The sequence below is a fragment of the Pontixanthobacter aquaemixtae genome (genome assembly GCF_009827395.1).
GTDB lineage: Bacteria > Pseudomonadota > Alphaproteobacteria > Sphingomonadales > Sphingomonadaceae > Pontixanthobacter > Pontixanthobacter aquaemixtae.
Map to the genome: position 1 here is coordinate 382,179 of NZ_WTYX01000002.1, position 21,426 is coordinate 403,604.

The 21,426-nt window shown below is 59.1% G+C and carries 20 protein-coding genes; 9 read left to right on the forward strand and 11 right to left on the reverse strand.

What is annotated here, in order from left to right; genetic code table 11:
* Window positions 1–29: 29 nt before the first annotated feature.
* Window positions 30–812 carry a 3'(2'),5'-bisphosphate nucleotidase CysQ gene (locus tag GRI41_RS10820; protein WP_160605014.1) on the reverse strand — a complete coding sequence of 261 codons (783 nt, stop codon included), beginning with the start codon at window positions 810–812 and terminating at the stop codon, window positions 30–32.
* A 112-nt stretch (window positions 813–924) separates the two neighbouring features.
* Between GRI41_RS10820 and sucC the strand changes: the two genes are divergently transcribed.
* A complete protein-coding gene (gene sucC, locus GRI41_RS10825; protein ID WP_160605015.1) occupies window positions 925–2,124 on the forward strand; it encodes an ADP-forming succinate--CoA ligase subunit beta in 1,200 nt (399 codons plus the stop codon).
* A gap of 26 nt (window positions 2,125–2,150) precedes the next feature.
* Here the strand turns inward: sucC and GRI41_RS10830 are convergent, their stop codons facing one another.
* Window positions 2,151–3,128 (reverse strand): DUF6265 family protein, encoded by a 978-nt coding sequence (locus tag GRI41_RS10830; protein ID WP_160605016.1) that lies wholly within the window; start codon window positions 3,126–3,128, stop codon window positions 2,151–2,153.
* A 204-nt stretch (window positions 3,129–3,332) separates the two neighbouring features.
* Between GRI41_RS10830 and GRI41_RS10835 the strand changes: the two genes are divergently transcribed.
* The 3 genes from GRI41_RS10835 to GRI41_RS10845 are packed head-to-tail and all read left to right on the forward strand — an operon-like array spanning window position 3,333 to window position 5,978.
* Window positions 3,333–4,079 (forward strand): electron transfer flavoprotein subunit beta/FixA family protein, encoded by a 747-nt coding sequence (locus GRI41_RS10835; protein ID WP_160605017.1) that lies wholly within the window; start codon window positions 3,333–3,335, stop codon window positions 4,077–4,079.
* Entirely contained in the window at window positions 4,079–5,008 is a 930-nt protein-coding gene (locus tag GRI41_RS10840) for an electron transfer flavoprotein subunit alpha/FixB family protein (RefSeq protein WP_160605018.1), read from the forward strand. The genes GRI41_RS10835 and GRI41_RS10840 overlap by 1 nt, the downstream gene beginning before the upstream one ends.
* 46 nt (window positions 5,009–5,054) lie before the next feature.
* Window positions 5,055–5,978, forward strand: coding sequence for an energy transducer TonB (locus GRI41_RS10845; RefSeq protein WP_160605019.1), 924 nt, complete (start codon window positions 5,055–5,057; stop codon window positions 5,976–5,978).
* Window positions 5,979–5,997: 19 nt separating this feature from the next.
* Here GRI41_RS10845 and GRI41_RS10850 read toward each other — a convergent pair whose 3' ends face one another.
* The 6 genes from GRI41_RS10850 to GRI41_RS10880 all read right to left on the reverse strand — a co-directional run bounded on the left by GRI41_RS10850 (window position 5,998) and on the right by GRI41_RS10880 (window position 13,543).
* Window positions 5,998–7,245 (reverse strand): DUF445 domain-containing protein, encoded by a 1,248-nt coding sequence (locus GRI41_RS10850; protein ID WP_235901201.1) that lies wholly within the window; start codon window positions 7,243–7,245, stop codon window positions 5,998–6,000.
* Window positions 7,246–7,295: 50 nt separating this feature from the next.
* Window positions 7,296–10,997 (reverse strand): efflux RND transporter permease subunit, encoded by a 3,702-nt coding sequence (locus GRI41_RS14330; protein ID WP_235901202.1) that lies wholly within the window; start codon window positions 10,995–10,997, stop codon window positions 7,296–7,298.
* A 5-nt stretch (window positions 10,998–11,002) separates the two neighbouring features.
* Window positions 11,003–12,199: an efflux RND transporter periplasmic adaptor subunit gene (locus tag GRI41_RS10865; RefSeq protein ID WP_160605020.1), complete on the reverse strand. Its 1,197-nt coding sequence runs from the start codon at window positions 12,197–12,199 to the stop codon at window positions 11,003–11,005.
* A gap of 299 nt (window positions 12,200–12,498) precedes the next feature.
* The gene (locus GRI41_RS10870) at window positions 12,499–12,765 is read right to left on the reverse strand and encodes a GlsB/YeaQ/YmgE family stress response membrane protein (RefSeq protein WP_160605831.1); all 267 of its coding nucleotides are present in this window, start codon (window positions 12,763–12,765) and stop codon (window positions 12,499–12,501) included.
* Between the two features lie 176 nt (window positions 12,766–12,941).
* Window positions 12,942–13,241, reverse strand: coding sequence for a CtrA inhibitor SciP (gene sciP / locus GRI41_RS10875; RefSeq protein WP_160605021.1), 300 nt, complete (start codon window positions 13,239–13,241; stop codon window positions 12,942–12,944).
* Window positions 13,241–13,543, reverse strand: a complete 303-nt coding sequence (locus GRI41_RS10880; protein ID WP_160605022.1) for a hypothetical protein — start codon at window positions 13,541–13,543, stop codon at window positions 13,241–13,243. Before GRI41_RS10880 ends, sciP begins: the two co-directional genes overlap by 1 nt.
* Before the next feature lie 146 nt (window positions 13,544–13,689).
* On the opposite strand from GRI41_RS10880, the gene mnmA reads away from it, so the two are divergent.
* Window positions 13,690–14,835 (forward strand): tRNA 2-thiouridine(34) synthase MnmA, encoded by a 1,146-nt coding sequence (gene mnmA / locus GRI41_RS10885; protein ID WP_160605023.1) that lies wholly within the window; start codon window positions 13,690–13,692, stop codon window positions 14,833–14,835.
* 3 nt (window positions 14,836–14,838) lie between these two features.
* On the opposite strand, the gene GRI41_RS10890 is transcribed toward mnmA, so the two are convergent.
* A complete protein-coding gene (locus GRI41_RS10890; RefSeq protein WP_202388797.1) occupies window positions 14,839–15,186 on the reverse strand; it encodes a hypothetical protein in 348 nt (115 codons plus the stop codon).
* Between the two features lie 35 nt (window positions 15,187–15,221).
* Between GRI41_RS10890 and GRI41_RS10895 the strand changes: the two genes are divergently transcribed.
* A complete protein-coding gene (locus tag GRI41_RS10895; protein ID WP_160605024.1) occupies window positions 15,222–16,358 on the forward strand; it encodes a serine hydrolase domain-containing protein in 1,137 nt (378 codons plus the stop codon).
* A gap of 52 nt (window positions 16,359–16,410) precedes the next feature.
* Here GRI41_RS10895 and GRI41_RS10900 read toward each other — a convergent pair whose 3' ends face one another.
* On the reverse strand, window positions 16,411–17,355 hold the full coding sequence (locus GRI41_RS10900) for a cation diffusion facilitator family transporter (RefSeq protein WP_160605025.1): 945 nt from the start codon (window positions 17,353–17,355) through the stop codon (window positions 16,411–16,413).
* Window positions 17,352–17,966, reverse strand: a complete 615-nt coding sequence (pdxH, locus tag GRI41_RS10905) for a pyridoxamine 5'-phosphate oxidase (RefSeq protein WP_160605026.1) — start codon at window positions 17,964–17,966, stop codon at window positions 17,352–17,354. Before pdxH ends, GRI41_RS10900 begins: the two co-directional genes overlap by 4 nt.
* A 630-nt stretch (window positions 17,967–18,596) precedes the next feature.
* On the opposite strand from pdxH, the gene GRI41_RS10910 reads away from it, so the two are divergent.
* The 3 genes from GRI41_RS10910 (at window position 18,597) to fabI (ending at window position 21,417) form a co-directional block, all read left to right on the forward strand.
* Window positions 18,597–19,559 carry a DnaJ C-terminal domain-containing protein gene (locus GRI41_RS10910; RefSeq protein ID WP_160605027.1) on the forward strand — a complete coding sequence of 321 codons (963 nt, stop codon included), beginning with the start codon at window positions 18,597–18,599 and terminating at the stop codon, window positions 19,557–19,559.
* A 134-nt stretch (window positions 19,560–19,693) separates the two neighbouring features.
* The gene (locus GRI41_RS10915) at window positions 19,694–20,593 is read left to right on the forward strand and encodes a YihY/virulence factor BrkB family protein (RefSeq protein ID WP_235901203.1); all 900 of its coding nucleotides are present in this window, start codon (window positions 19,694–19,696) and stop codon (window positions 20,591–20,593) included.
* Window positions 20,593–21,417 carry an enoyl-ACP reductase FabI gene (fabI, locus tag GRI41_RS10920; protein ID WP_160605028.1) on the forward strand — a complete coding sequence of 275 codons (825 nt, stop codon included), beginning with the start codon at window positions 20,593–20,595 and terminating at the stop codon, window positions 21,415–21,417. The genes GRI41_RS10915 and fabI overlap by 1 nt, the downstream gene beginning before the upstream one ends.
* Window positions 21,418–21,426 lie beyond the last annotated feature (9 nt).

Here is a 21,426-nt window from a genome sequence, read left to right on the forward strand (position 1 = left end):
TCGGCCCCTTTTTCCTTGGCGGCGGAATTTTAAGGGGCAGCGATAGCCTGCGCCCGTTCGGCGAGGTGCGCGACAGCCGCTTCGTGGATCGCCGGCGCACTCACCATCATCCCGAAAGCACGCGGATCGCGCTTGTTATAGGCAAACGGTTTGCCGAATGCGTCGGTCACGGTTGCCCCTGCTTCGCGCGCAATAAGCGTGGCGGCACCGATGTCCCATTCGAACCCCCAGCGCAGCGTCGCAACAAGATCAGCCTCATCAGCCGCCACCATCGCCACGCGCAATGCAATCGAGTTGGGCTGATCGACCATAGACAAGATCTGGTCGACTGGTTGAAGCGATACGGCGGGTACGCGCGCGCCAACCAGTTCGGCGCGCGTAGAGGCGGCCAGCCGCTGATCGTTGCGCCACGCGCCTTTTCCGGCGACCGCGACCCATTTTTCCCCGCGCGCAGGCGCCTCCAGCAGGCCGATCAGGGGCCTTCCTTCGCTGATCAGAGCGACCGAAACGCACCAGCCCGAACGCCCGCGCAGAAAGTCGCGGGTCCCGTCGACCGGATCGACCAGCCAGATCAGACCCTTGCCCAGCCTTTCGGGATCATCGACGGTTTCTTCGGATAGCCAGCCGGCCGATGGCAGCAGCCGCCCCAATTGCTGGCGCAGATACCCATCCACTTCGATATCGGCTTCGCAAACAGGGCTGCCGGGCTCTTTCTCCCAACTGGCGACTTCGTGCCCGTCGCCGGGCCACAGCCGCATCGCAATACGCCCCGCTTCATCGAGGATTTCTTCAAGGCGCGCGCGATCAATCATGCGGATTTATCGTTGCAGGGCCACGCAGCACTTTTCAAGCGCGCCTATCCATGCTTATGCCCGCAAAACACCACATCGGATTCTTACCTCTTCTACAAAAGACGGACACCTCATGAACATTCACGAATATCAAGCCAAGGAACTCCTCGCGAAATATGGCATCGGCATTCCCGCCGGTCATGCGGCTCTCACGGTTGAAGAAGCCGTTGCCGGGGCGGAGAAGTTGCCCGGACCGCTTTACGTTGTGAAGGCGCAAATTCACGCCGGTGGACGCGGCAAGGGCAAGTTCAAGGAGCTTGGCCCCGATGCGAAAGGCGGCGTGCGCCTGGCCAAAAGCATCGATGACGTGAAATCAGACGCGGCCGATATGCTCGGCAACACGCTGGTGACCATCCAGACCGGAGAGGAAGGCAAGCAGGTCAACCGCCTCTACATCACCGATGGCGTCGATATCGAAAGCGAATATTACCTCGCAATGCTGGTGGACCGTGCAACCGGCCAAGTGGCGATGGTCGCTTCGACCGAAGGCGGCATGGACATTGAAGATGTCGCGCATGAAACGCCCGAAAAGATCACCACGATCACGATCGATCCCGCACAAGGCTTCATGCCGCATCACGGCCGCGCAGTGGCCTTCGCGCTGAAGCTGAGTGGTGATCTGAACAAGCAGTGTCAGAAACTGGCGAAGCAGCTCTACACCGCTTTCATGGATCTCGATTGCGAGATGCTCGAGATCAACCCGCTGGTCGAAACCAAGGATAGCCAACTGCTGGTGCTCGACACCAAGATGAGCTTCGACGGCAATGCGCTTTACCGGCACAAGGATGTCGAGGAAATGCGCGACGAGACCGAAGAAGACCCGGCTGAAGTCGAAGCGAGCGAATATGACCTCGCTTACATCAAGCTGGACGGCAATATCGGCTGCATGGTCAATGGCGCGGGCTTGGCGATGGCGACGATGGACATCATCAAGCTGAACGGTGCATTCCCCGCCAACTTCCTCGATGTGGGCGGCGGTGCAACCACTGAAAAAGTGACCGCTGCGTTCAAGATCATCCTGAAAGACCCTGCGGTTGAGGGTATCCTCGTCAACATCTTTGGCGGCATCATGAAATGCGATGTGATCGCCGATGGTATCGTGCAGGCCGCGAAAGACGTGAACCTGTCTGTGCCGCTGGTCGTCCGCCTCGAAGGCACCAATGTCGCCAAGGGCAAGGAAATCCTCGAAAATTCGGGCCTGCCGATTGTCAGCGCTGATGATCTGGGTGACGCAGCCAAGAAAATCGTCGCCGAGGTGAAACAGGCGGCATAATCTGAGCGGGGCCGGCGGCGCTGTGTCTAGCGCGTCGGCCCCGGCTCTGGCCTGACCTGCGGAGAACTATCCGCATAGGTCAGCCAATTTTCCCAGATGTCATAAGTGCGCGCATCGGAAAGGCCGATCGAGCAGGTGAGCGACATCATCGTGCGAATTGTGCCCTCTTTCCAATCTTCCCACACCGCGCCGCATTCTGCGCTTCTGTAGGCGTTGAACGCGGCATCACTGTCGCGGATCATTTGGGCGACTTCGGGCTTGTCAGCGTGACGCTGCACAGCTGCTTCGAGATATTCTGCCTGCCGCGATTGGGCTTTCTTCAGGATATCCGCCATGCACTGGTTCATCTCCAAGGTGGTCCCGTCGCAATCGTAAGACGGGCTTGGCTGCGGCGCTCGGGTGAAGCGGAAAATCAGTTCCTGCGGAACCGGCTTGTCGCTTTTCATCCGCACCGCAGCGACCAAACCGTCATCCCCGTCGCAGCGCAAAGTGAGCGCGTTGAAATAGGCGGCGCAAGGCTCGATCGCGAGCAGGCGGAATGCGAGCATATCGTCCTTTTCTTCCCAACCGGTCAGATCGGCGTTGAAATGCTTCAGCTTCAGAACCAGCGAATCGCCCTGCTCCATCAGATACATGTGCTCGGTAAACATGATCGCGCTGGCACCGCTTTCGTCAGCGGGCGCTTCTTGCACGAAAGTGCCGACCATCGTCCCGCCCGTTGGCGGCAGCCAGCTTTCCATCGCAGGCGCGCCGCGAATGCCGTCGCCAACCCATTGGCCGGTCAACCAGTCCATCTGGTAAATCGAGGCAGGCGGCGATTCGAATCCTTCGGCCCCCACGCGTGTTTCCGGTTCTTGTGCTGCTTCGGGGCAAGGCGTGGTCGCAGACACTGTCTGGCCGTCCGGGCACTGATTCATCGCCGCTTCGATGTTCTGCCCATGGGCGCCGCCGCCCCAAACCGTCAGGCCGGCCAGCATCGCCGCCAAATATGCTGTTTTGCGCATCGCTCTCCCTCTCTTTTGACGCATCCCGGAACGCCGGATCATGGCTTCGGGCAGGATCAATCAGCATTCTCTTCTTGACCTTACCGCCTTGCATCGCGAGGGCATAGCGCAAAGAGTTTGCCGTAACAGGCCGCCCGACTTGCTTGACGTTTACGTAAACGTAGGTTAGTTCGCGGCCACCAGTTTCGAGAGAAGGAAACACGCATGAAGATCCTTGTGCCCGTCAAGCGGGTGATCGATTACAATGTCAAACCGCGCGTCAAAGCCGACGGCAGCGGTGTTGATCTTGCCAATGTCAAAATGAGCATGAACCCGTTCGACGAAATCGCTGTTGAAGAAGCGATTCGTTTGAAAGAAGCGGGCAAGGCCGAAGAAATCGTCGCGGTTTCGGTTGGTCCGGCGAAGGCGCAGGAAACACTGCGTACCGCGCTCGCCATGGGTGCGGACCGCGCTATCCTCGTCGAAACCGACGAAGAGGTCGAGCCGCTGGCCGTTGCGAAAATCCTCAAAGCCATCGCGGCGGAGGAAAATCCTGGCCTGATCATGCTCGGCAAGCAGTCGATTTCCGATGACAGCAACCAGACCGGCCAGATGCTCGCCGCGCTGATGGAGCGTCCGCAAGGCACATTCGCCAACACCGTCGACGTCGATGGTGACAGCGTGACTGTAAAGCGCGAGATTGATGGCGGCCTCGAAACCGTGAAGCTTACGCTTCCGGCAATCGTCACCACCGACCTCCGCTTGAACGAGCCGCGTTACGCCTCGCTGCCCAACATCATGAAAGCGAAGAAGAAGCCACTCGACACCAAATCGCCAGCCGATTTCGGCGTCGACATTGCGCCGCGCCTCACCACCACCAATGTCAGCGAGCCACCGGTTCGCCAGGCCGGTGAGAAGGTTGAAGATGTCGATGCGCTGGTCGCCAAGCTCAAAGCACTGGGGGTTGCATAATGAAAACTCTAGTCCTCGTTGAACACGATAACGCGTCGGTCAAAGACGCAACGCTCGCCACAGTCACCGCGGCTTCCAAGCTGGGTGAAGTGCATCTGCTGGTCGCCGGTTCAGGCTGCGCTGCCGTAGCCGATGAAGCCGCCAAGATCGCCGGTGTGGGCAAAGTCCACCTCGCCGATGACGCCGCTTACGAACATCAGCTGGCTGAAAACGTCGCGCCGCTCGCAGCCGGCCTGATGGCCGATCATGACGCGTTCCTCGCGCCTGCCACCACCACCGGCAAGAACATCGCCCCGCGCGTCGCTGCGCTGCTCGATGTGATGCAGATTTCGGACATCATTTCGGTTGAAGGCGACAAGACTTTCACCCGTCCGATCTATGCCGGCAACGCGATTGCCACGGTCGAAAGCAGCGATGCCAAACTGGTCATCACCGTTCGCGGTACAGCCTTTGACAAGGCAGCAGCCGAAGGCGGCTCGGGCACGGTCGAGGCCGTATCCGGTCCTGGCGACGCGGGTATTTCCAGCTTTGTCAGCGCCGAAATCGCCGAGAGCGAGCGCCCCGAACTGACCAGCGCAAAGATCATCGTATCGGGTGGCCGCGCGCTGAAAGACGCCGCGACATTCGAAGAATATATCACCCCGCTGGCAGACAAGCTGGGCGCCGGCATCGGCGCCTCGCGCGCCGCCGTCGATGCGGGCTATGTTCCCAACGATTATCAAGTTGGCCAGACCGGCAAGATCGTTGCACCGGAAGTCTATATCGCAATCGGCATTTCCGGCGCGATCCAGCACCTTGCGGGCATGAAAGATTCCAAAACGATCATCGCGATCAACAAGGATGAAGATGCCCCGATTTTCCAGGTCGCCGATATCGGCTTGGTTGCGGATCTGTTTAATGCAGTGCCGGAGCTGACCGGGAAGCTGTAATTTTCAAGGACTTGCCGCTCGCAACCCTGCGGGATAGGCTAAGCCCATGAAAATTGAAAAAATCTTCAAGGCCGGGGTCTGCTTCGCTGCAGCCTCCGGCCTTTTTGTTCCACATGCCTTCGCCAAAGAAGAGGGCGAACCGGAACCAGTCAGACTGTCTCCGTCTTCCAAATGGCATGTGGATTTCGCCGACGACAGTTGTCGTTTGGCTCGTTTCTTTGGCGAGGGTGATCAAAGGACGTTGTTTTATATCGAGCGATACGAGCCTGGCGATGCCTTTTCCATGGTAGTGGCCGGAGAGCCCCTCAAACGCCGTAGATATCGCGATAAGATCGTTATTCGATTTGGAAAAGACACCAGCGAAGACGAGATCGCCTATACGATTGGTTCGGTTGGTGAGCAAAAGCCCGCGATAATATTCTCGAACTTGCGCTTCGATCTCAAACCCTTGGCGGAAGGCGATGAAAGTGAGCGGTTAGACCAGCCAGACATATTCGGACAGGAAATTCCCGCATCAACCGAGGCTGGAATCGAGTCGATAATGTTGCAGCACAAAGGTCGCGTACCGGTTATTCTGGAAACCGGTTCTCTAGGCGATCCAATGAAGGTCCTTCGCGACTGCACCGACAATATGCTGCAATATTGGGGAATCGACCTCGAAAAGCATCGCACCATAGCGCAGCTGCCGGAGCCCAGGACCAGCCCGGGACGCTGGCTAAGCTATCGAGACTATCCCTCTGATCTACTTCAAAAGGGGTATCAGGGCTATGTGCAGGTCCGCCTGTCGGTTGATGCGAACGGCAAGCCTACCGATTGTCATATCCAGCAATCAACCCGGCCCGAAGGATTTGACGCGGCGGTCTGTAAAGGTCTGATGCGCAAGGCCCGCTTCAAGCCAGCAATTACCCAAAGCGGAGAAGCTATCTCATCCTATTGGCGAACAGCAGTGCGCTTCGCAATTCCAAGCTAAGGGGGCGGGTTAGCTAACGCTAAAACAACCCATCGACAAAGTGGATGGTCACACCCACCAGCCCGCCGACCAGCGTTCCGTTGATGCGGATAAATTGCAGGTCGCGGCCAACCGCGTTTTCGACGCGGTCGGTGAGCGTTCGCGCATCCCAGCGGCGGACCGTTTCCGAAACCAGCCGCACGATCTGGTCACCATAGCGGGTCGCCACGCCCACGGCGGTGCGGCGGGCAAAGCGGTTCACTTGCGTCTGCAGACGCGGGTCATCGCGCAGCGCAGCGCCCAGCTCTCCCAAGCTGTTGCCCAGCTGGCCGCCCAGCACCGTATCGGGATTGCGCGCCATGCGGATCATGCCCTGACGCATGCGTTCCCAAACGCCTTCCCACCAGCGCGCAACGGCTTCGTTCTCTAGCACTTCGGCCTTCATTTTCTCGACCCGCGCCTTCATCTTCGGATCGTGGACCAGATCATGCGCGAGCTGTTCGAGCCCTTCTTCGATCTTGCCGCGCAGCGGGTGATCGGGATCGACCAGCACTTCGGCGAGCAATTTGTACATCCCGTCTAGCACCGATGCCGATAGCCGCCCGTCAAGGCCGACCCAGCGGATGACGCCATTGGCCCGCTCGCTGATCATTTCGCGGACCATTTCTTCATTGTCTTCGAGCGTCAGACCCGACCAACGGACGATCGAATCGATCAGCGGCAAATGCCGGCGGTCCGCGATTGTGGTGGAGAGCATCTGGCCCAGAAGCGGGGAGATTTCGATTTTAGCAGCCTGCGATTTCAGGCCCGCTTTGACCTGTCCCCCCAGCCTGTCCGGATCGAGCGATTCGAGAATTCCGGCAAGCAGTTCCGCTGCGCCCAATCCAATGCGTGACTGCGACCCCTTGGTAGGGTGGGCCAGAAAATCGCCCGCCGCGCGCGCAATATTCATATGGCCCATGCGCCGTGCGACTACCGCGGGGATCAGGAAATTCGTGCGCAGGAATTGTGCCATGGTTTCCGCGATCCGGTCTTTGTTTTCCGGAATGATTGCCGTGTGCGGGATCGGTATGCCCATCGGATGGCGGAACAAGGCGGTCACCGCAAACCAGTCGGCCAGGCCGCCAACCATCGCGGCTTCGGAAAAGGCGTGCAGATATCCCCATGAGGGATGCAGATCGAGATACTGCTTGGACAGGATAAACAGCCCCGCCATCACCACCAGCATCAGCGTGGCGGTGATGCGCATGCGGCGCGCATTATCGACCGTCAAAGGCGCCCCGATCATTTCACTGCGATTCCGGCTGCGAAGGGGGCCGCGAAATGGGCTCTTGCCGCTCACTCCGCCGGGTGGCCGTCCGTCGGCGGAAGCTTGCTGGCGGGAATGGCAGAAGCGGGTTGGGGTTCTGCGGGCGGGGTGAAGGTCTGCTTATCATCCCCCGGACGGTAAGTCAGGAATTTGCTGCGGAGCCATGGCCCAAGGCGTTTTTCCACCCCGTCAGCAAGGCTGAAGCCTGCTGGTACAATAAGCAAGGTGAGCACGGTTGAGAGGATCAGCCCTCCGATAACCACCACGCCCATTGGCTGCCGCCAAGCACCATCTCCCGATAGAGAGAGCGCAACTGGGACCATCCCTGCGGTCATCGCCACAGTGGTCATCACGATCGGCTGGGCGCGTTTGTGCCCTGCATCCATAATGGCATCGAGTTTGGGCGTGCCCTTGGCCATTTCTTCGATTGCAAAGTCGATCAGCAGAATCGAGTTCTTGGACACGATCCCGAGCAACAGCAGGATGCCGATCAGTACCGGCATGGAGTTAGCCTGCCCAACGGTCCACACCAGGAACAACCCGCCAAGCGGCGCCAGCGCGAGCGAAGTCATGTTCACCAGCGGGCTCATCAGACGTTTGTACAAAAGCACCAGAACCGCGAAGACAAGCAACACGCCTGCGATCAAAGCCACAAAGAAATTCTCCTGCAGCTCTTGCTCGACTGCTTCGGTGCCCACCGAATCGCGAATAACACCAGGCGGGAGATCGGCGAGCGTGGACAGCTTGTTGATGTCCTCCATTGCGCTACCGCGCAAAACGCCCTCGGCGAGATCAGCGCCAATCAAGACACGCCGGTTCTGGTTATAGCGTTGGATCGCGGTCGGCCCGGCCCCGAAGCTGATATCAGCAATGCGGCCCAGTGGCACGGAACCGCCGCGCGATGTCGGCACGGGCAGGTTTTCAATTGTTCCAAGATCCCGGCGCGAGCTTTCCGGCAACTTCACGATGATCGGAATCTGCCGGTCCGAAAGAGAGAATTTTGCAGCATTCTGCTCGATCTCACCCATCGTCGCAATGCGGATGGTCTGGCTGACAGCCGCCGTGGACACCCCGAGGTCTGCCATCAATTCCGCGCGCGGCCGAATGATAATTTCGGGCCGGCTGACATCGGCACTAATGCGCGGCGCGACGAGCGAGGGCAATTGCTTCATTTCCTCGACCATGGCTGCCGCAGTCTCGTTGAGCAGAACCGGGTCCGAACCAGCGAGCATAATCGTAATCGCACGGCCACTTCCCGGTCCGCCCGGCCCCTGCTGATTCTGGAAGCGCACGCGTGCGTCGGCGAATTTGGCGAGCTCTGGCGCCAATTCACGTTCGAACTCCATCTTGGTCCGCTCGCGGTCTTCTTTGAGCGTGACGAAGATCGTGGCGTTGCCCTGGCGAACGCGCTCCAGCGCCAATTCAACTTCGGGTTGCTCGTATAGGAAATCGGCGACTTTGCGCGCGATGCTGTCGGTTGTTTCGATCGTGGTTCCGGGAACCAGCTCGATTTCGACGCGGCTATTCTCGTCATCGATTTCCGGCTCGAACTGGAACGGCATCTGCATGAACAGCACGATGGTCAGCAGGAACGAGAAATAGCCGATCCCGAGCATCCATATCCGGTGGTCGAAAAAGCGCGCCTCGAGATATCGCCAGGCATTGCTGACCGAACTGCCAATGGTCCGCGCGACAAATCCAAACAGCCGGAGTGCGGCAAGCACAGCCAGGAAGCCCAGGGCTGTGGCAACGGCCAGCTGTAGCAATTCAATCGGTTTGGAAATGAGCAGGTACAGCGCGCTGCCTTCCTCTGCTGCAGCCGAGGCCAGCGTGGTGGACACCGCCAATTCGCCCATCGCGCCAAATGATTGGAACAAGACCATGCCCGCGAGGCCAAGCAGGGCAATCACAACGAACAGCAATGCGAAAACATAAAAGAACCGCGGCCCGGCCCCCAGCAGGCGAATGAGCCAGAAAAGGGCTGCAACACCCAACATGGCGGCAGCTATCATCAGATTGGGCATGATCGCGGCCATTCCCCCGCCGCCAAGCACAGCCGTAAGAGCCCCGACCGCGACAAAGATCAGCGCCAAGGACGCCAACACCGCGAACAAGACGCCATAGGCAGCGCGCGCATCAAACTCTGTCAGCCCGGCGCGGGCATTGTTCATTTTTCCCCGGTCAAGCGTCCAGCTAAGGACGTTCATATACCGATCCATCCAAGGGCCTTCGCCATGCGAACCATGACCTTTGGCTTTGAGGAAATAGGCCGCCAGCATCGGTGTAATAGCGCGCGCGACCGCCAGACTCATCAACACTGCAATCACCACGGTGATACCGAAGTTTTCCATAAACTGGCCGGAGATGCCCGGCATTAACCCGACGGGCAGGAAAACCGCGACGATGCAGAACGATGTGGCGACAACCGGCAAACCAATCTCGTCCGCCGCATCAATCGAAGCCTGATAGGCAGATTTGCCCATCCGCATATGGCGCACGATATTCTCGATCTCCACAATCGCATCGTCGACCAGCACACCGGCAACAAGGCCCAATGCCAGCAGTGACAGGAAGTTCAGATTAAAGCCCAGCAGATCCATGAACCAGAAGGTCGGAATGGCTGATAGCGGGATCGCCACCGCGGAAATGATCGTCGCGCGCCAATCGCGCAGGAAGAAAAAGACAACAACCACGGCCAAGACCGCGCCTTCGACCATCGCCGAAATCGAGCTTGAATATTGATCCTTGGTATAGCGCACAGTGTTGAAGAGCTGGATGAATTTCACCCCGGGATTTTCTTCTTCAATCTGTGCGATCACTCGCTCGGCTTCTTCAAAAGCGGTGACATCCGATGCGCCGCGCGCGCGGGAAAGAGAAAAATTGACGACTTCGCGATCGCGCACTTTGCTGATCGACGTCTGCTCGCTGTAGCCGTCTCTTACCGTAGCGACATCGGACAGCTTGATTGTTCCACCATTGCTCAGCCGGATTTGTCGTTGCGACAGCTCGAACGCGGAATCGGTATTGCCAAGAACGCGCACGGATTGGCGGGTACCGCCCACCTCGGCCATGCCGCCTGATGCGTCGACATTGTCCGCGCGCAATGCCTGGTTGATCTGGCTTGCGGTTACGCCAAGTGCCTGCATTTTGGACAGATCAAGTATGACCTCGATCTCGCGATCGACACCGCCAAAGCGATCCACTTCCGCCATTCCGTTGATCGACAACAATCGCTTGGCCACCGCGTCATCGATGAACCAGCTCAATTGCTCGATCGTCATGTCGTTTGCTTCGACCGCATAAATGCCGAGGAAGCCCCCGGCTGCGTTGACCTTGTTGATGCGCGGTTCAAGGATTCCGTCGGGCAAGCTGCCACGTATCGAATCCACGGCATTTTTCACTTCCGCCACAGCCGCATTGGTATCGGTGCCGATTTCAAACTCTACGAATGTATTCGAAGAGCCTTCACTAGCGGTCGAGGATATTTGCCGGACCCCGTCGACGGAACGGACGGCAGATTCGACTCGCTGGGTAATCTGGTTCTCGATCTCGCTTGGCGCAGCGCCGGGCTGGATGATCGTGACATTGGCTGCCGGAAAATCAATCTCCGGATTGTTGACGACATCCATGTTGCGGAAGCTCAGCATGCCGGCAAGCAGGATCGCGGTGAAAAACACCATCGGAATGACAGGATTCCGTATCGACCAAGCGGAGATATTCTGGAAATTCATGCGGCTTATTTCCCGGCTTTGTCAGCGCGTTGCGGACGGACCGTTTCACCCGGATTGAGGAAGCCGCCCGCGCGCACAACCACCGCTTCGGTGCCGTCCAGCCCTCCGGTTATCGAAACCCCTTCGCTGGTGATCGCACCGGTTTGCACCGCGCGGCGCTGAGCCTTGTTCTCTTTGTCGACGATATAGACATAGGCCCCTTCGCTGTCCGAGAGGACGGCAGATTCGGGCAGCACAATCGCAACTGCGGTTCCGCTGGAGATTGTCGCATTGGCAAAACCGCCGGGGCGCAATTCGGGCGCATAAGACAATGCGATACGCGCCGTACCTTGCCGGGTTTGCGGATCGATGGTCGGCGAAACTTGCCACACTTGGCCGGTGAATGATTTGTCGGTGCCGCTCGGCACGATTTTCGCTTCAACGCCGGTGGAGATTTTGGCCAGATCGGTTTCACTGAGCAGCGCCATCATTTCCATCTCGCCGCCTTGTGCAATCCGGAACAACGCGCCCGATCCGCCGCCGACAATTTGCCCCGGCTCCAGATTGCGCTCGAGCACGAGGCCGGATGCAGGAGCCACAATGTTGAGGCGTGCATTGCGCGCGGTCAGTTCGTTGGCTTGCGCTTTGGCGACGCTGACCCGCGCCACGGCGGTGTCACGCGTTGCAGTCAGACGATCAATATCGGCCTTGCTGATGAATCCGCGTTCAACCAGCTTGAGCGCGCGGTCCAGATTGGCCTGCGCAAGTCGAGCTTCGGATTCGGCGACGCGCACCGATGCGGCAGCGCTTGCCGCTTGCTGGTTTTGTACCGAACGATCGATCGAGGCGAGAACCTGCCCCTGTTTGACCCATGACCCCGCATCGACAAAAACTCTCACAACGCGACCGCCCTCGCCGGCGACGCCAACGGGCAATTCGCGGCGGGCCGCCAGCGTTCCGCTGGCCACGATTTCGCCTTCAACGGTGGTCTTGCCGGGCGAAATTACAGTGATCGCGGCACCTTGTGCTTCGGTCTCGGCATCGCCCGCAGCTGCATTTCCGCGTGTGACAAACATATAGGCAGCGCCAATGATCAGAAGAAGCACGACCAGAACCGCCACAACCAGCCACAGCTTGCCGCGGCCTTTGGTTGGCTCGTGACTTGAGTAAGCCTCGCTCGAATAGGCACCATCTTCGGCTTGTACGGGAGTGTCGTAATTCATCGTCTATCCTGATCGTTCAAACCGCCAATGCGAAGGGCAGATTGAAAGGTGTGTTACACACATAAATCACCAGATGCAACATACCGGTGATACGGGTCGGTATCGCCTTAGACCTGTCACGGGCGCAAGAGCAACAATTGGCTCGACCGGTGACGTATAGGGCCGACGAACCGCGACTGGCTTTATTCGGGACGCAAGCGGCGTTCTTCGAACGGGGGTGAGGCAGAAAGGTTCGACGCACTAAAAAGGGCGAGGAGCATTGCGCCCCCCGCCCTCTATTCGATCAATTGATCCAGTTCTTAGCGAACGCGCCCGCGCTGGATCAGGTTTACGATGCCAAGCAGCACGACCGCGCCAACAACGGCGATGATCAGACCGGTCAGCGAGAATTCCTGAACGCTGCCGCCAATTCCGAAGAATGTTTGCGAAATCCAGTTGCCGAGGACCGAGCCGACACAGCCGACAACGATATTCCAGAAAATGCCCATCGAGGCATCACGGTTCATTACCAGGCTTGCGAGCCAGCCGGCGATACCGCCGACCACGAGTGCAATAATCCAACCCATCATTTGAAAGTTCCTCCTGTTTATACACCTTACTATCTGTCACCAACGCACAGAATAGCAAGGCGTTCCTCCTGCATTTTGCGGGGAACAGCTTGGCTAATAGGGGAATTTTCCGGTTTGGCCAATCGCTGACCGCCTGCCCATCGGCAATCGGGGATAGCAGCGAAGGGTTCGGATCAGTATTTGAGCTGCCGCTCGTAGAGATCGCGGTAGTGCTGGATGCGGGTGACGCGCAGCCCTTGCATGCCCGAACGGTCAACCGCGCGTTGCCACGAAGCAAATTCTTCCAGAGTGAGCGTATAACGCTCAAGCACTTCGTCGATGGTCAAAAGCCCGCCATTCACTGCGGCAACCACTTCCGCCTTGCGGCGCACGACCCAGCGCTTCGTCTCCGGTGGGGGGAGATCGTCAATCGAGAGCGGCTCGCCAAGCGGGCCGATTACCTTATCTGGACGTATTTTTTGATTCTCGATCATTACAACTCTCTGTCACCTGGGTCCGCATCATCTGCGGCTGCAGGGACATTGCCCCCGCTGTCTTTGCCATCGGCTGAAGTATTGCGGTTAACGCCGGGAGCCGATTCGTTAAGGATTGCCGATTGCGCGGCAGAAAAGCGTGCGAAGTTACCACCGCTGGCCGATTTACGCCGCGCGTAGACGCTGCGCAGGTCGCGTGCAGCGGCAAGCTGCGCGACAAGCGCATCCCATTGAATCGGCTGCAAAGCAGCGTTTTCAATTGCCTCGGCAAAGCCTGCATCCTGAAGGTTTCCTTCGAACATTCCTCCCCTTTAGAGAGTGATGGTCAAGATCAGGTAAAGCAGGGCTTTACGGCTGGTTAGGATTACCGAACGGGAAGTAAATGGCCCGATTGGCCGCGATGATGCGGGGCTGGTAGCGGGCGCATACCGCGTGTATGGGGCCGCCAATGGACGCTTCCACCCTCTTTGACTCCGCCCTGGACACCGCGGCTCTGTTCGATTTGCCGCGCGCCGCGAAGGATTGCCGCATTGTGGTTGCAATGTCGGGCGGGGTTGATTCGTCCGTAGTGGCCGCGCTTGCCGCCTCTACCGGCGCCGAGGTGATCGGGATTACATTGCAGCTTTATGATTATGGCGCTGCAACCGGCCGCAAAGGGGCGTGCTGCGCAGGGGACGACATCAGCGATGCACGTGCCGTTTCCGACCGTTTGGGCATCGCGCATTATGTGTTCGACCATGAAAGCGCGTTCCGCGAGGAAGTTGTCGAACAATTCGCTGACGATTATCTGTCCGGGCGCACCCCCGTTCCCTGCATCCGCTGCAATATGGGGCCGAAATTCACCGATCTGCTGCGGATGGCGAAAGAGCTGGACGCCGATTGCCTCGCGACCGGCCATTATGTCCGGCGGATCATGGGGCCTGCTGGGCCCGAACTGCACCGCGCGGTCGACCCGGCGCGTGACCAGTCTTACTTCCTCTATGCAACCACCGAAGCGCAGCTCGATTATATCCGCTATCCGCTGGGCGGGCTGCCCAAGACGCAAGTGCGCGAGCTGGCCGAACAGGCGGGCCTGCGCAATGCGGCAAAGCCCGACAGTCAGGATATCTGCTTCGTCCCCGATGGAAATTACGCCAAGATTGTCCGCTCGATGCGCCCCGAAGGCGGGGAGCCTGGCGCGATCGTCCATGCGCAGACGGGCGAAGAGCTGGGCCGGCACAAGGGCGTGATCCATTTTACGGTCGGCCAGCGGCGCGGGCTCGAGATCGGCGGGCTTTCCGAACCGCTCTATGTCGTGGGTCTTGATGCAGAGCAGGCGCAAGTGCGTGTCGGGCCAAAGGCAATGCTGGCGGTGCATTCGGCGCAGATTATTGAAACCAACCGTATCGGCCCGCTGCCCGATACGCCGCTGACCGCCAAAGTCCGCTCGCTTTCCAAGCCCGTTCCGGTCACGCTCGACGGGCCATTGGGCGGCGGGCAATCGACCACTATCCGCTTTGACCAGCCCGAATTCGGCGTAGCCCCCGGGCAAGCAGCGGTGATCTATGCGGGTGAACGCGTGGTCGGCGGCGGCTGGATCGAAGCGACCGACTAGGCGTCAGTCCTCCCACGTCTCCATCACGCAGCCATAGCCTTTGCGGTAAGTCGCGGTATCAGCAGAGATCAACGGGAAGCGGGCGGTCACGCTCTTGGCTTCTTCGTCTTCGCTGAGCGTGACCAGCTCCATCCCCGGCAGCTTGTCTTTCTTGCAATCTTCCAGGCTCCGGCCCGCGACGAAACGGCACGAACAGGCAACCCGCGCCGAGTAAGCTGTGCCGGCGCCAGCATATCCGGTGATCGGGGCGCGATAGGCCCATGCCGCCACTGCCAGCACCGTCACCAAAAGCAGCAGCACCCACGGCCATCGCCGCGCCTTCAAGGTGGATCGTGCCGCTGATTTAGCCATTGCCAAGCGCTCCCCTGTGCGCAATTTATGCGCCCATGACCGAATGCAGATTGTCTTTCTACGGCCCCCTTATCGCGGGCGCTACGCTGTTGCCAAGCCTTGTCGCATGTTCGGATGCGCCGCCGGTGGTAGAACCGCTCAGCGACGAAGCAATGGCGGCCGTTTCGCAAAACGCAGGCGCGCCCAGCGACCAACTTGCGCGGCAAGTGGACGAGCTTTTCACCAAGGACGAGCTGGGCGAAACGCGCGCATTGCTGGTGATGCATGGGGGCGAGATCGCGGCCGAACGCTACGGCGATGGCTATGATCAGGACACGCGCTTTGTCAGCTGGTCGATGGCGAAGACGGTCACAGCTGTGATGATCGGAATGCTGGTGTCCGACGGACGCTTGCGGCTCGACGAATCGGTCCCCGAACCTCGCTGGAGCCAGACCGGCGATCCGCGCGGAGAGATCACTTTGCGCCAGCTGCTGCAAATGCGATCGGGCCTTCGCCATACCGAGGCTGGCGACCCGCCCTATGATTCGTCCGAAGTGCAGATGCTGTTCCGCGAAGGGCGCGATGATATGGCCGATTGGGCAACTTCGCAGCCGCTCGAAGCGGAACCGGGTGCCAAATTCGAATATTCGAGCAACACCACTGTCATCCTGGCCGATATCGCCGCGCGGGTGCTGACCGACAGCAAGGATCCCGAGATACGCCGCGAAGCGGTTGATAGTTTCCTGCGGACGCGCCTGTTCGGGCCGCTGGGGATGGATTCGATGGTCCCCGAATATGATGCCAATGGCACGCTGATCGGCGGCAGCCTGATGCATGCAACCGCGCGCGATTGGGCCAAGTTTGGCGAGTTCCTGCGCCACAAGGGATCCTATCGCGGTTCGCAGCTGATCCCGCGCAAATGGATCACCTTCATGACTTCGCCCAGCCCGCGATCCGAATTTTACGGCGCGCAGACCTGGCTCAACCGCGATTCCGGGCTGGACCGCGAGGAATCGCTGCAGGACCGCGGACCCGACACGATGTTCGCCGCCATCGGCCATATGGGCCAGTATATTCTCGTCTCGCCCGAACAGAAGCTGACGGTGGTCCGGCTTGGCCATTCGGGCGCCGAGGATCGCAAGCGGATGCTGCAGGAACTGCTCGATATCGTCGAGCTTTATCCGGAAACGTAGAACGCCCCCTCAAACACTGTCACGCCTTGCCGGCGAGGGGGAGCGCGACCGGTCATTGGCCTTTCTCCAGCTTGGCAAACTCGTCCTCTTCGACCAGCCGGTTGCCCGGTTCGTCAACATGCCCCGCCGGATCGATATGGATGAGCAGCTCCATATCGGGGAAGTGGCTGCACAGGTCGTTTTCGACGCGCTCGATGATGTCGTGCGCCTGCTCCACCGTCATTGCGCGCGGTAAATCGACATGGAACTGCACAAAATCGCGCGTACCGCTGGTCCGCGTGCGCAGATCGTGGAGATTGCTGAGTTCGGGGTGTTTTGCCGCCAGTTCGACAAAGCGCTGCCGCTTTTCTTCCGGCCATTCGCGGTCCATCAGATTGTCCACCGCTTCGCTCGCCGCGCGCCACGCCCCCCACAGCAGCCACGCAGCGATTGCAAAACCGAACAGCGGATCGGCAAAGGCAATACCGCCAAACTGGTCGAGCGCCAGCGCCGCGATCACCGCCACATTCAGCAGCAAGTCCGATTGGTAATGCACATGGTCCGCCGAAATCGCGACCGAGCGGGTTTGCCGGATCACATGGCGTTGCCACAGCAGCAGGCCCAGCGTCACGACTATCGCAATGGCCGATACGCCAATGCCTTCTGCGGCCGCGCTGGTCCGTCCGCCCTCAATCAAATGCTGGATGGCTCTGAAACCGATTGCCGCTGCCGACAGCGCAATCAGCATCACCTGGAACATCGCCGAAAGCGATTCGGCTTTGCCATGGCCGAACCGGTGATTGTCATCCGCCGGTTGCGCGGCGATCCAGACACCCACCAATGTCGCAAGGCTGGCGATCAGGTCGAGCGCGCTATCGGCAAGGCTCCCCAGCATCGCGGTCGAGCCGGTTTCCATGCTCGCCCATAGTTTGATCGCAACCAGAAACAGCGCCACCGAGATCGAAGCGATGGCGGCGCTGCGGGTCAAGCCGGCGCGGAGAGGGTCGCTTTCGCTCATGGGTAGAGCAAAGTGTCTTTCCAGCTGCCGCCCGCTTGTCCTTGGGTCAGCTCGAACCGGCGGCGATCATGCAGGCGGTTGGGCCGGTCCATCCAGAACTCGAATGCGTGCGGAGCCAGCGTAAAACCTGTCCAATGCGGCGGCCGTTCAACTTCGCCGCCTTCGAAGCGCTTTCTGGCGGCGGAGTAGCGTTCCACAAAGGTGGCGCGATCTGCCAGGGGGCGCGACTGGTCCGATGCCACCGCGCCCAATTGCGATTCGCGCGAACGGCTGTGGAAATAGGCATCGGCCTGCTCTGCCGCGACTTCTTCAAGCACCCCCTCGATCCGGATTTGCCGCCGCAGCGATTTCCAGTGAAACAGCAAAGCCGCCTGGCTGTTGGCCAGGATTTCGTCGCCCTTGCGGCTCTGGGCATTGGTGTAAAACGTAAAGCCATCGGGCCCGCGCCCTTTGAGCAGCACCATCCGCACCGAAGGCGCGGCATCGGCGGCTGCGGTTGCCAAAGCCATCGCATTCGAATCATTCGGTTCGGTTTCGCGCGCTTCGGCGAACCAGGCATCGAACAGAGCGAATGGATCGGTTTGCGGAATGGCGCTTTGTTCAGCTTTCACGGTAGTTTCCTGATGAGATGGACCACATGGACCACAGTCCTAACGAACAATTCTTGCCTCGCGGTACACCCGTAATCTTCATAGGCCAATTGCGTTCCGGCAAAGAGGTAAACATGTTTTTGATCTACAGCCCAGACCGCTTGTAGGAAAGCAATCTGCAAGCTTTGCGCGGCCCCAATTGCGGAGGACATACGCTGGAAATCCGCACTCAATTCTCTTATCATCGCAAAATGTCGCTAAGCGAAGATTGGTCTTCTTTCCAGATTTTGGCGTTCCTAGCCATCGGAATCTTCGGGCTTGTCATCTATGTATGTGTGCGTGGTTTTCGAGCCAAAGAGCTGACTTATCGGCCCTATGGCAAGGCAGCATTATATCTTTACGCCATTGCACTTTACAGTTGGCTGCTCGATCAATTTTTTGACGACACACCTGAGAAGCTGTCATCTAAATTCGCAGCTACCGGTGTCTTTTTTGTGCTTTTCTGTCTGCTTTGGACAGGCTCATTCTATGCTGGGAAATTGTACCGAAGAATATCAGACACCAGAATACGGTATTAACGCTTGTCTTGTGCAGCGCTACGCTGACTCAATCCGCTTGCACCGGCGCGGTGTAACACCTAGCTAACACGGTATGGCCGATCCATATAAAATTCTGGGTGTTGCGCGCGGTGCGTCCGAGTCGGATATCAAGAGCGCCTATCGCAAGCTGGCGAAAGAGCTGCACCCGGATAAGAACAAGGATAATCCCAAAGCGAGCGAGCGCTTTTCGGCCGCTACCAACGCATATGATCTACTGTCCGACAAAGACAAGCGCGCGCAGTTTGATCGCGGCGAAATCGATGCGGAAGGCAACCCAACCAATCCATTTGGTGGAATGGGGGGCGGATTTGGCGGCGGCTCCCGCGGTGGTCATCAGGGCGGTTTCAGCGCGCGCGACTTCGAGAATATGCAGCCTGATGGCGTCGATCTGGGGGATATTTTCGAAGGCCTGTTCGGCGGCGGCGGCATGGGCGGCGCGCGCGGCGCGAAACGCGGCCCGTCGGGATTTGGGCGCGGCCCTTCCCCGCCGCCGCGCAAAGGTGCCGACATTCCTTACCGCTTGCGCGTTGCCTTTACCGAGGCAGCGAGCCGTGCAGACCAGCGGATCACTTTGGCTGATGGCAAGACTATCGATCTGAAGCTGCCCGCCGGTGTCGAGGATGGCACGCAGATGCGGCTCAAAGGCAAGGGCGAGAACGGACCCGGCGGTGCGGGCGACGGTCTGGTCACGATTTCCATCGACAAGCATGCATTCTTCCGCCGCGACGGGCATGATGTACGGATGGATTTGCCGATAACGCTCAACGAAGCGGTGGATGGGGCCAAGGTGAAAGTCCCGACCGTAGACGGGCCGGTGATGATGACTCTCAAACCCGGCACCAATGGCGGAACCGTGCTGCGCCTCAAAGGCAAAGGCTTTTCCAAGAAGGACGGGTCGCGAGGTGATCAGCTGGTAACGCTGGAGATCATTTTGCCCAAAGACCTGCCCGAACTGGCCAAGCGGCTTGAAGGTTGGCAAGATGACAGCGAACCACGCAGCGAAATGGGCGTCTGACCATCCATCAGCGCGCTGTGGCGCAGCCATCAAAGGGACGAGACATCAGCAAACTTCCCCATGCTGAAGACCGCATCAAGCCGTCGCATTCGCCGGAGGCAAGGCGCCGGAGGCGGGACAAGTTGCGCGATGGATTGAGCCTGCGCGTCGGCCCCGGAACGCGCGCGTTCGAAGTTATCAAGCGAACCGCCAGCGGCGCATGGAATGACGGTTTTATCCATGCGGGCAATCTCGCTTATATGGCGATGCTGGCGCTGTTTCCGTTCTTTATCCTCGGCGCAGCGATATTTTCTGCCATCGGGGAAGAAAGCGAGCGCGCCGCGACTGTCGATGCAATTCTGTTCGCGCTGCCGCCGGTGGTGGGCAATGTCATCGAACCGGTTGCGCGCAATGTCATCGAAGCGCGCAGCGGCTGGCTGCTTTGGGTTGGCGGCCTGGTCGGCCTGTGGACCGCATCGAGCCTGATCGAAACCATCCGCGACATTTTGCGCCGGGCCTACGGGACGCAAGCAACGCTGGCATTCTGGCGCTATCGCCTGCTGTCTTTCGGTGTGATCTTGCTTGCGGTGATGCTGCTGATGCTTTCGCTGATCGCGCAGTTCCTGATCGGCACAGCGCAGGAAGTGATCGCCGCCTATCTTCCGGCCTTGAACGAGGCGATTGGCCAATTGTCGGTCTCGCGATTGGTCCCCGCGCTCGGGCTGTATGGTTCGATATTCCTGATATTTGTGACGCTGACGCCCGAACAATATCGCGGGCGCAGATATCCCAAATGGCCGGGATCCTTGCTGGTCACCCTTTGGTGGGTCGGCGTGACGGTGGCTCTGCCGCCGGTTCTCAAGCAGTTTTTCTCTTACAATCTCACCTATGGCAGTCTGGCCGGAATAATGATCGCGCTTTTCTTTTTCTGGCTGGTTGGATTAGGAGTTGTGGTAGGAGCAGAGCTGAACGCTGCCTTGGCTGCGCCGCATGATGATGACGGCAATAATGACGCGGGCGAGGCACCGACAGACACAGCAAAGGGTAATGCATAATGACCGGATTGATGGCAGGAAAACGCGGCCTGATCATGGGGCTGGCCAATGACAAATCGCTGGCATGGGGCATTGCCAAGCAATTGCACGATCAGGGCGCGGAACTGGCTTTCACCTACCAGGGGGAAGCGCTGGCAAAGCGCGTCAAACCGCTGGCCGAACAGCTTGGCTCCGATTTCACCTTCGAATGCGACGTATCACGAATGGATGCGCTCGATGCGGCTTTCGACACGCTCAAAAGCCGTTGGGAAACCATCGACTTTGTGGTCCACGCCATCGGCTTTTCCGACAAGTCCGAATTGCGCGGGAAATATGTCGATACCAGTCTCGACAATTTCCTGATGACGATGAACATCTCGGCCTACAGTCTGGTCGCGGTTGCCAAGCGCGCGGCAGAGATGATGCCGCCGAAAACCGAAGATGGAAAAGGCGGCGGCTCGATACTGACGCTGACCTATTACGGCGCGGAAAAGGTGATCCCGCATTACAATGTGATGGGCGTTGCCAAGGCGGCCCTGGAAACCAGTGTGCAATATCTGGCCAATGATCTGGGCCCCCAGAACATCCGTGTGAACGCGATTTCAGCCGGGCCGATCAAGACTCTGGCCGCCAGCGGGATCGGCGATTTCCGCTACATTCTCAAATGGAACGAGCTCAATTCGCCGCTGCGCCGCAATGTCACCATCGATGATGTCGGCGGATCGGGGCTTTATTTCCTGTCGGACCTGTCGTCGGGCGTTACCGGCGAGACACATCATGTCGACGCCGGTTATCATGTGGTCGGGATGAAACAGGAAGATGCGCCCGATATTGCGCTGGATTAGGGAAGCGTC

What these genes read in the sequence shown, in the direction of transcription:
- GRI41_RS10840 (WP_160605018.1), top strand. Translation starts at nt 4,079, where the DNA reads ATGAAAACTCTAGTCCTCGTTGAACACGATAACGCGTCGGTCAAAGAC.
- GRI41_RS10820 (WP_160605014.1), bottom strand. Translation starts at nt 812, where the DNA reads ATGATTGATCGCGCGCGCCTTGAAGAAATCCTCGATGAAGCGGGGCGT.
- GRI41_RS10895 (WP_160605024.1), top strand. Translation starts at nt 15,222, where the DNA reads ATGACCGAATGCAGATTGTCTTTCTACGGCCCCCTTATCGCGGGCGCT.
- sucC (WP_160605015.1), top strand. Translation starts at nt 925, where the DNA reads ATGAACATTCACGAATATCAAGCCAAGGAACTCCTCGCGAAATATGGC.
- GRI41_RS10870 (WP_160605831.1), bottom strand. Translation starts at nt 12,765, where the DNA reads ATGGGTTGGATTATTGCACTCGTGGTCGGCGGTATCGCCGGCTGGCTC.
- sciP (WP_160605021.1), bottom strand. Translation starts at nt 13,241, where the DNA reads ATGATCGAGAATCAAAAAATACGTCCAGATAAGGTAATCGGCCCGCTT.
- GRI41_RS14330 (WP_235901202.1), bottom strand. Translation starts at nt 10,997, where the DNA reads ATGAATTTCCAGAATATCTCCGCTTGGTCGATACGGAATCCTGTCATT.
- GRI41_RS10890 (WP_202388797.1), bottom strand. Translation starts at nt 15,186, where the DNA reads ATGGCTAAATCAGCGGCACGATCCACCTTGAAGGCGCGGCGATGGCCG.
- GRI41_RS10910 (WP_160605027.1), top strand. Translation starts at nt 18,597, where the DNA reads ATGGCCGATCCATATAAAATTCTGGGTGTTGCGCGCGGTGCGTCCGAG.
- GRI41_RS10835 (WP_160605017.1), top strand. Translation starts at nt 3,333, where the DNA reads ATGAAGATCCTTGTGCCCGTCAAGCGGGTGATCGATTACAATGTCAAA.
- mnmA (WP_160605023.1), top strand. Translation starts at nt 13,690, where the DNA reads ATGGACGCTTCCACCCTCTTTGACTCCGCCCTGGACACCGCGGCTCTG.
- GRI41_RS10865 (WP_160605020.1), bottom strand. Translation starts at nt 12,199, where the DNA reads ATGAATTACGACACTCCCGTACAAGCCGAAGATGGTGCCTATTCGAGC.
- GRI41_RS10880 (WP_160605022.1), bottom strand. Translation starts at nt 13,543, where the DNA reads ATGTTCGAAGGAAACCTTCAGGATGCAGGCTTTGCCGAGGCAATTGAA.
- GRI41_RS10845 (WP_160605019.1), top strand. Translation starts at nt 5,055, where the DNA reads ATGAAAATTGAAAAAATCTTCAAGGCCGGGGTCTGCTTCGCTGCAGCC.
- fabI (WP_160605028.1), top strand. Translation starts at nt 20,593, where the DNA reads ATGACCGGATTGATGGCAGGAAAACGCGGCCTGATCATGGGGCTGGCC.
- GRI41_RS10850 (WP_235901201.1), bottom strand. Translation starts at nt 7,245, where the DNA reads ATGATCGGGGCGCCTTTGACGGTCGATAATGCGCGCCGCATGCGCATC.
- GRI41_RS10900 (WP_160605025.1), bottom strand. Translation starts at nt 17,355, where the DNA reads ATGAGCGAAAGCGACCCTCTCCGCGCCGGCTTGACCCGCAGCGCCGCC.
- GRI41_RS10830 (WP_160605016.1), bottom strand. Translation starts at nt 3,128, where the DNA reads ATGCGCAAAACAGCATATTTGGCGGCGATGCTGGCCGGCCTGACGGTT.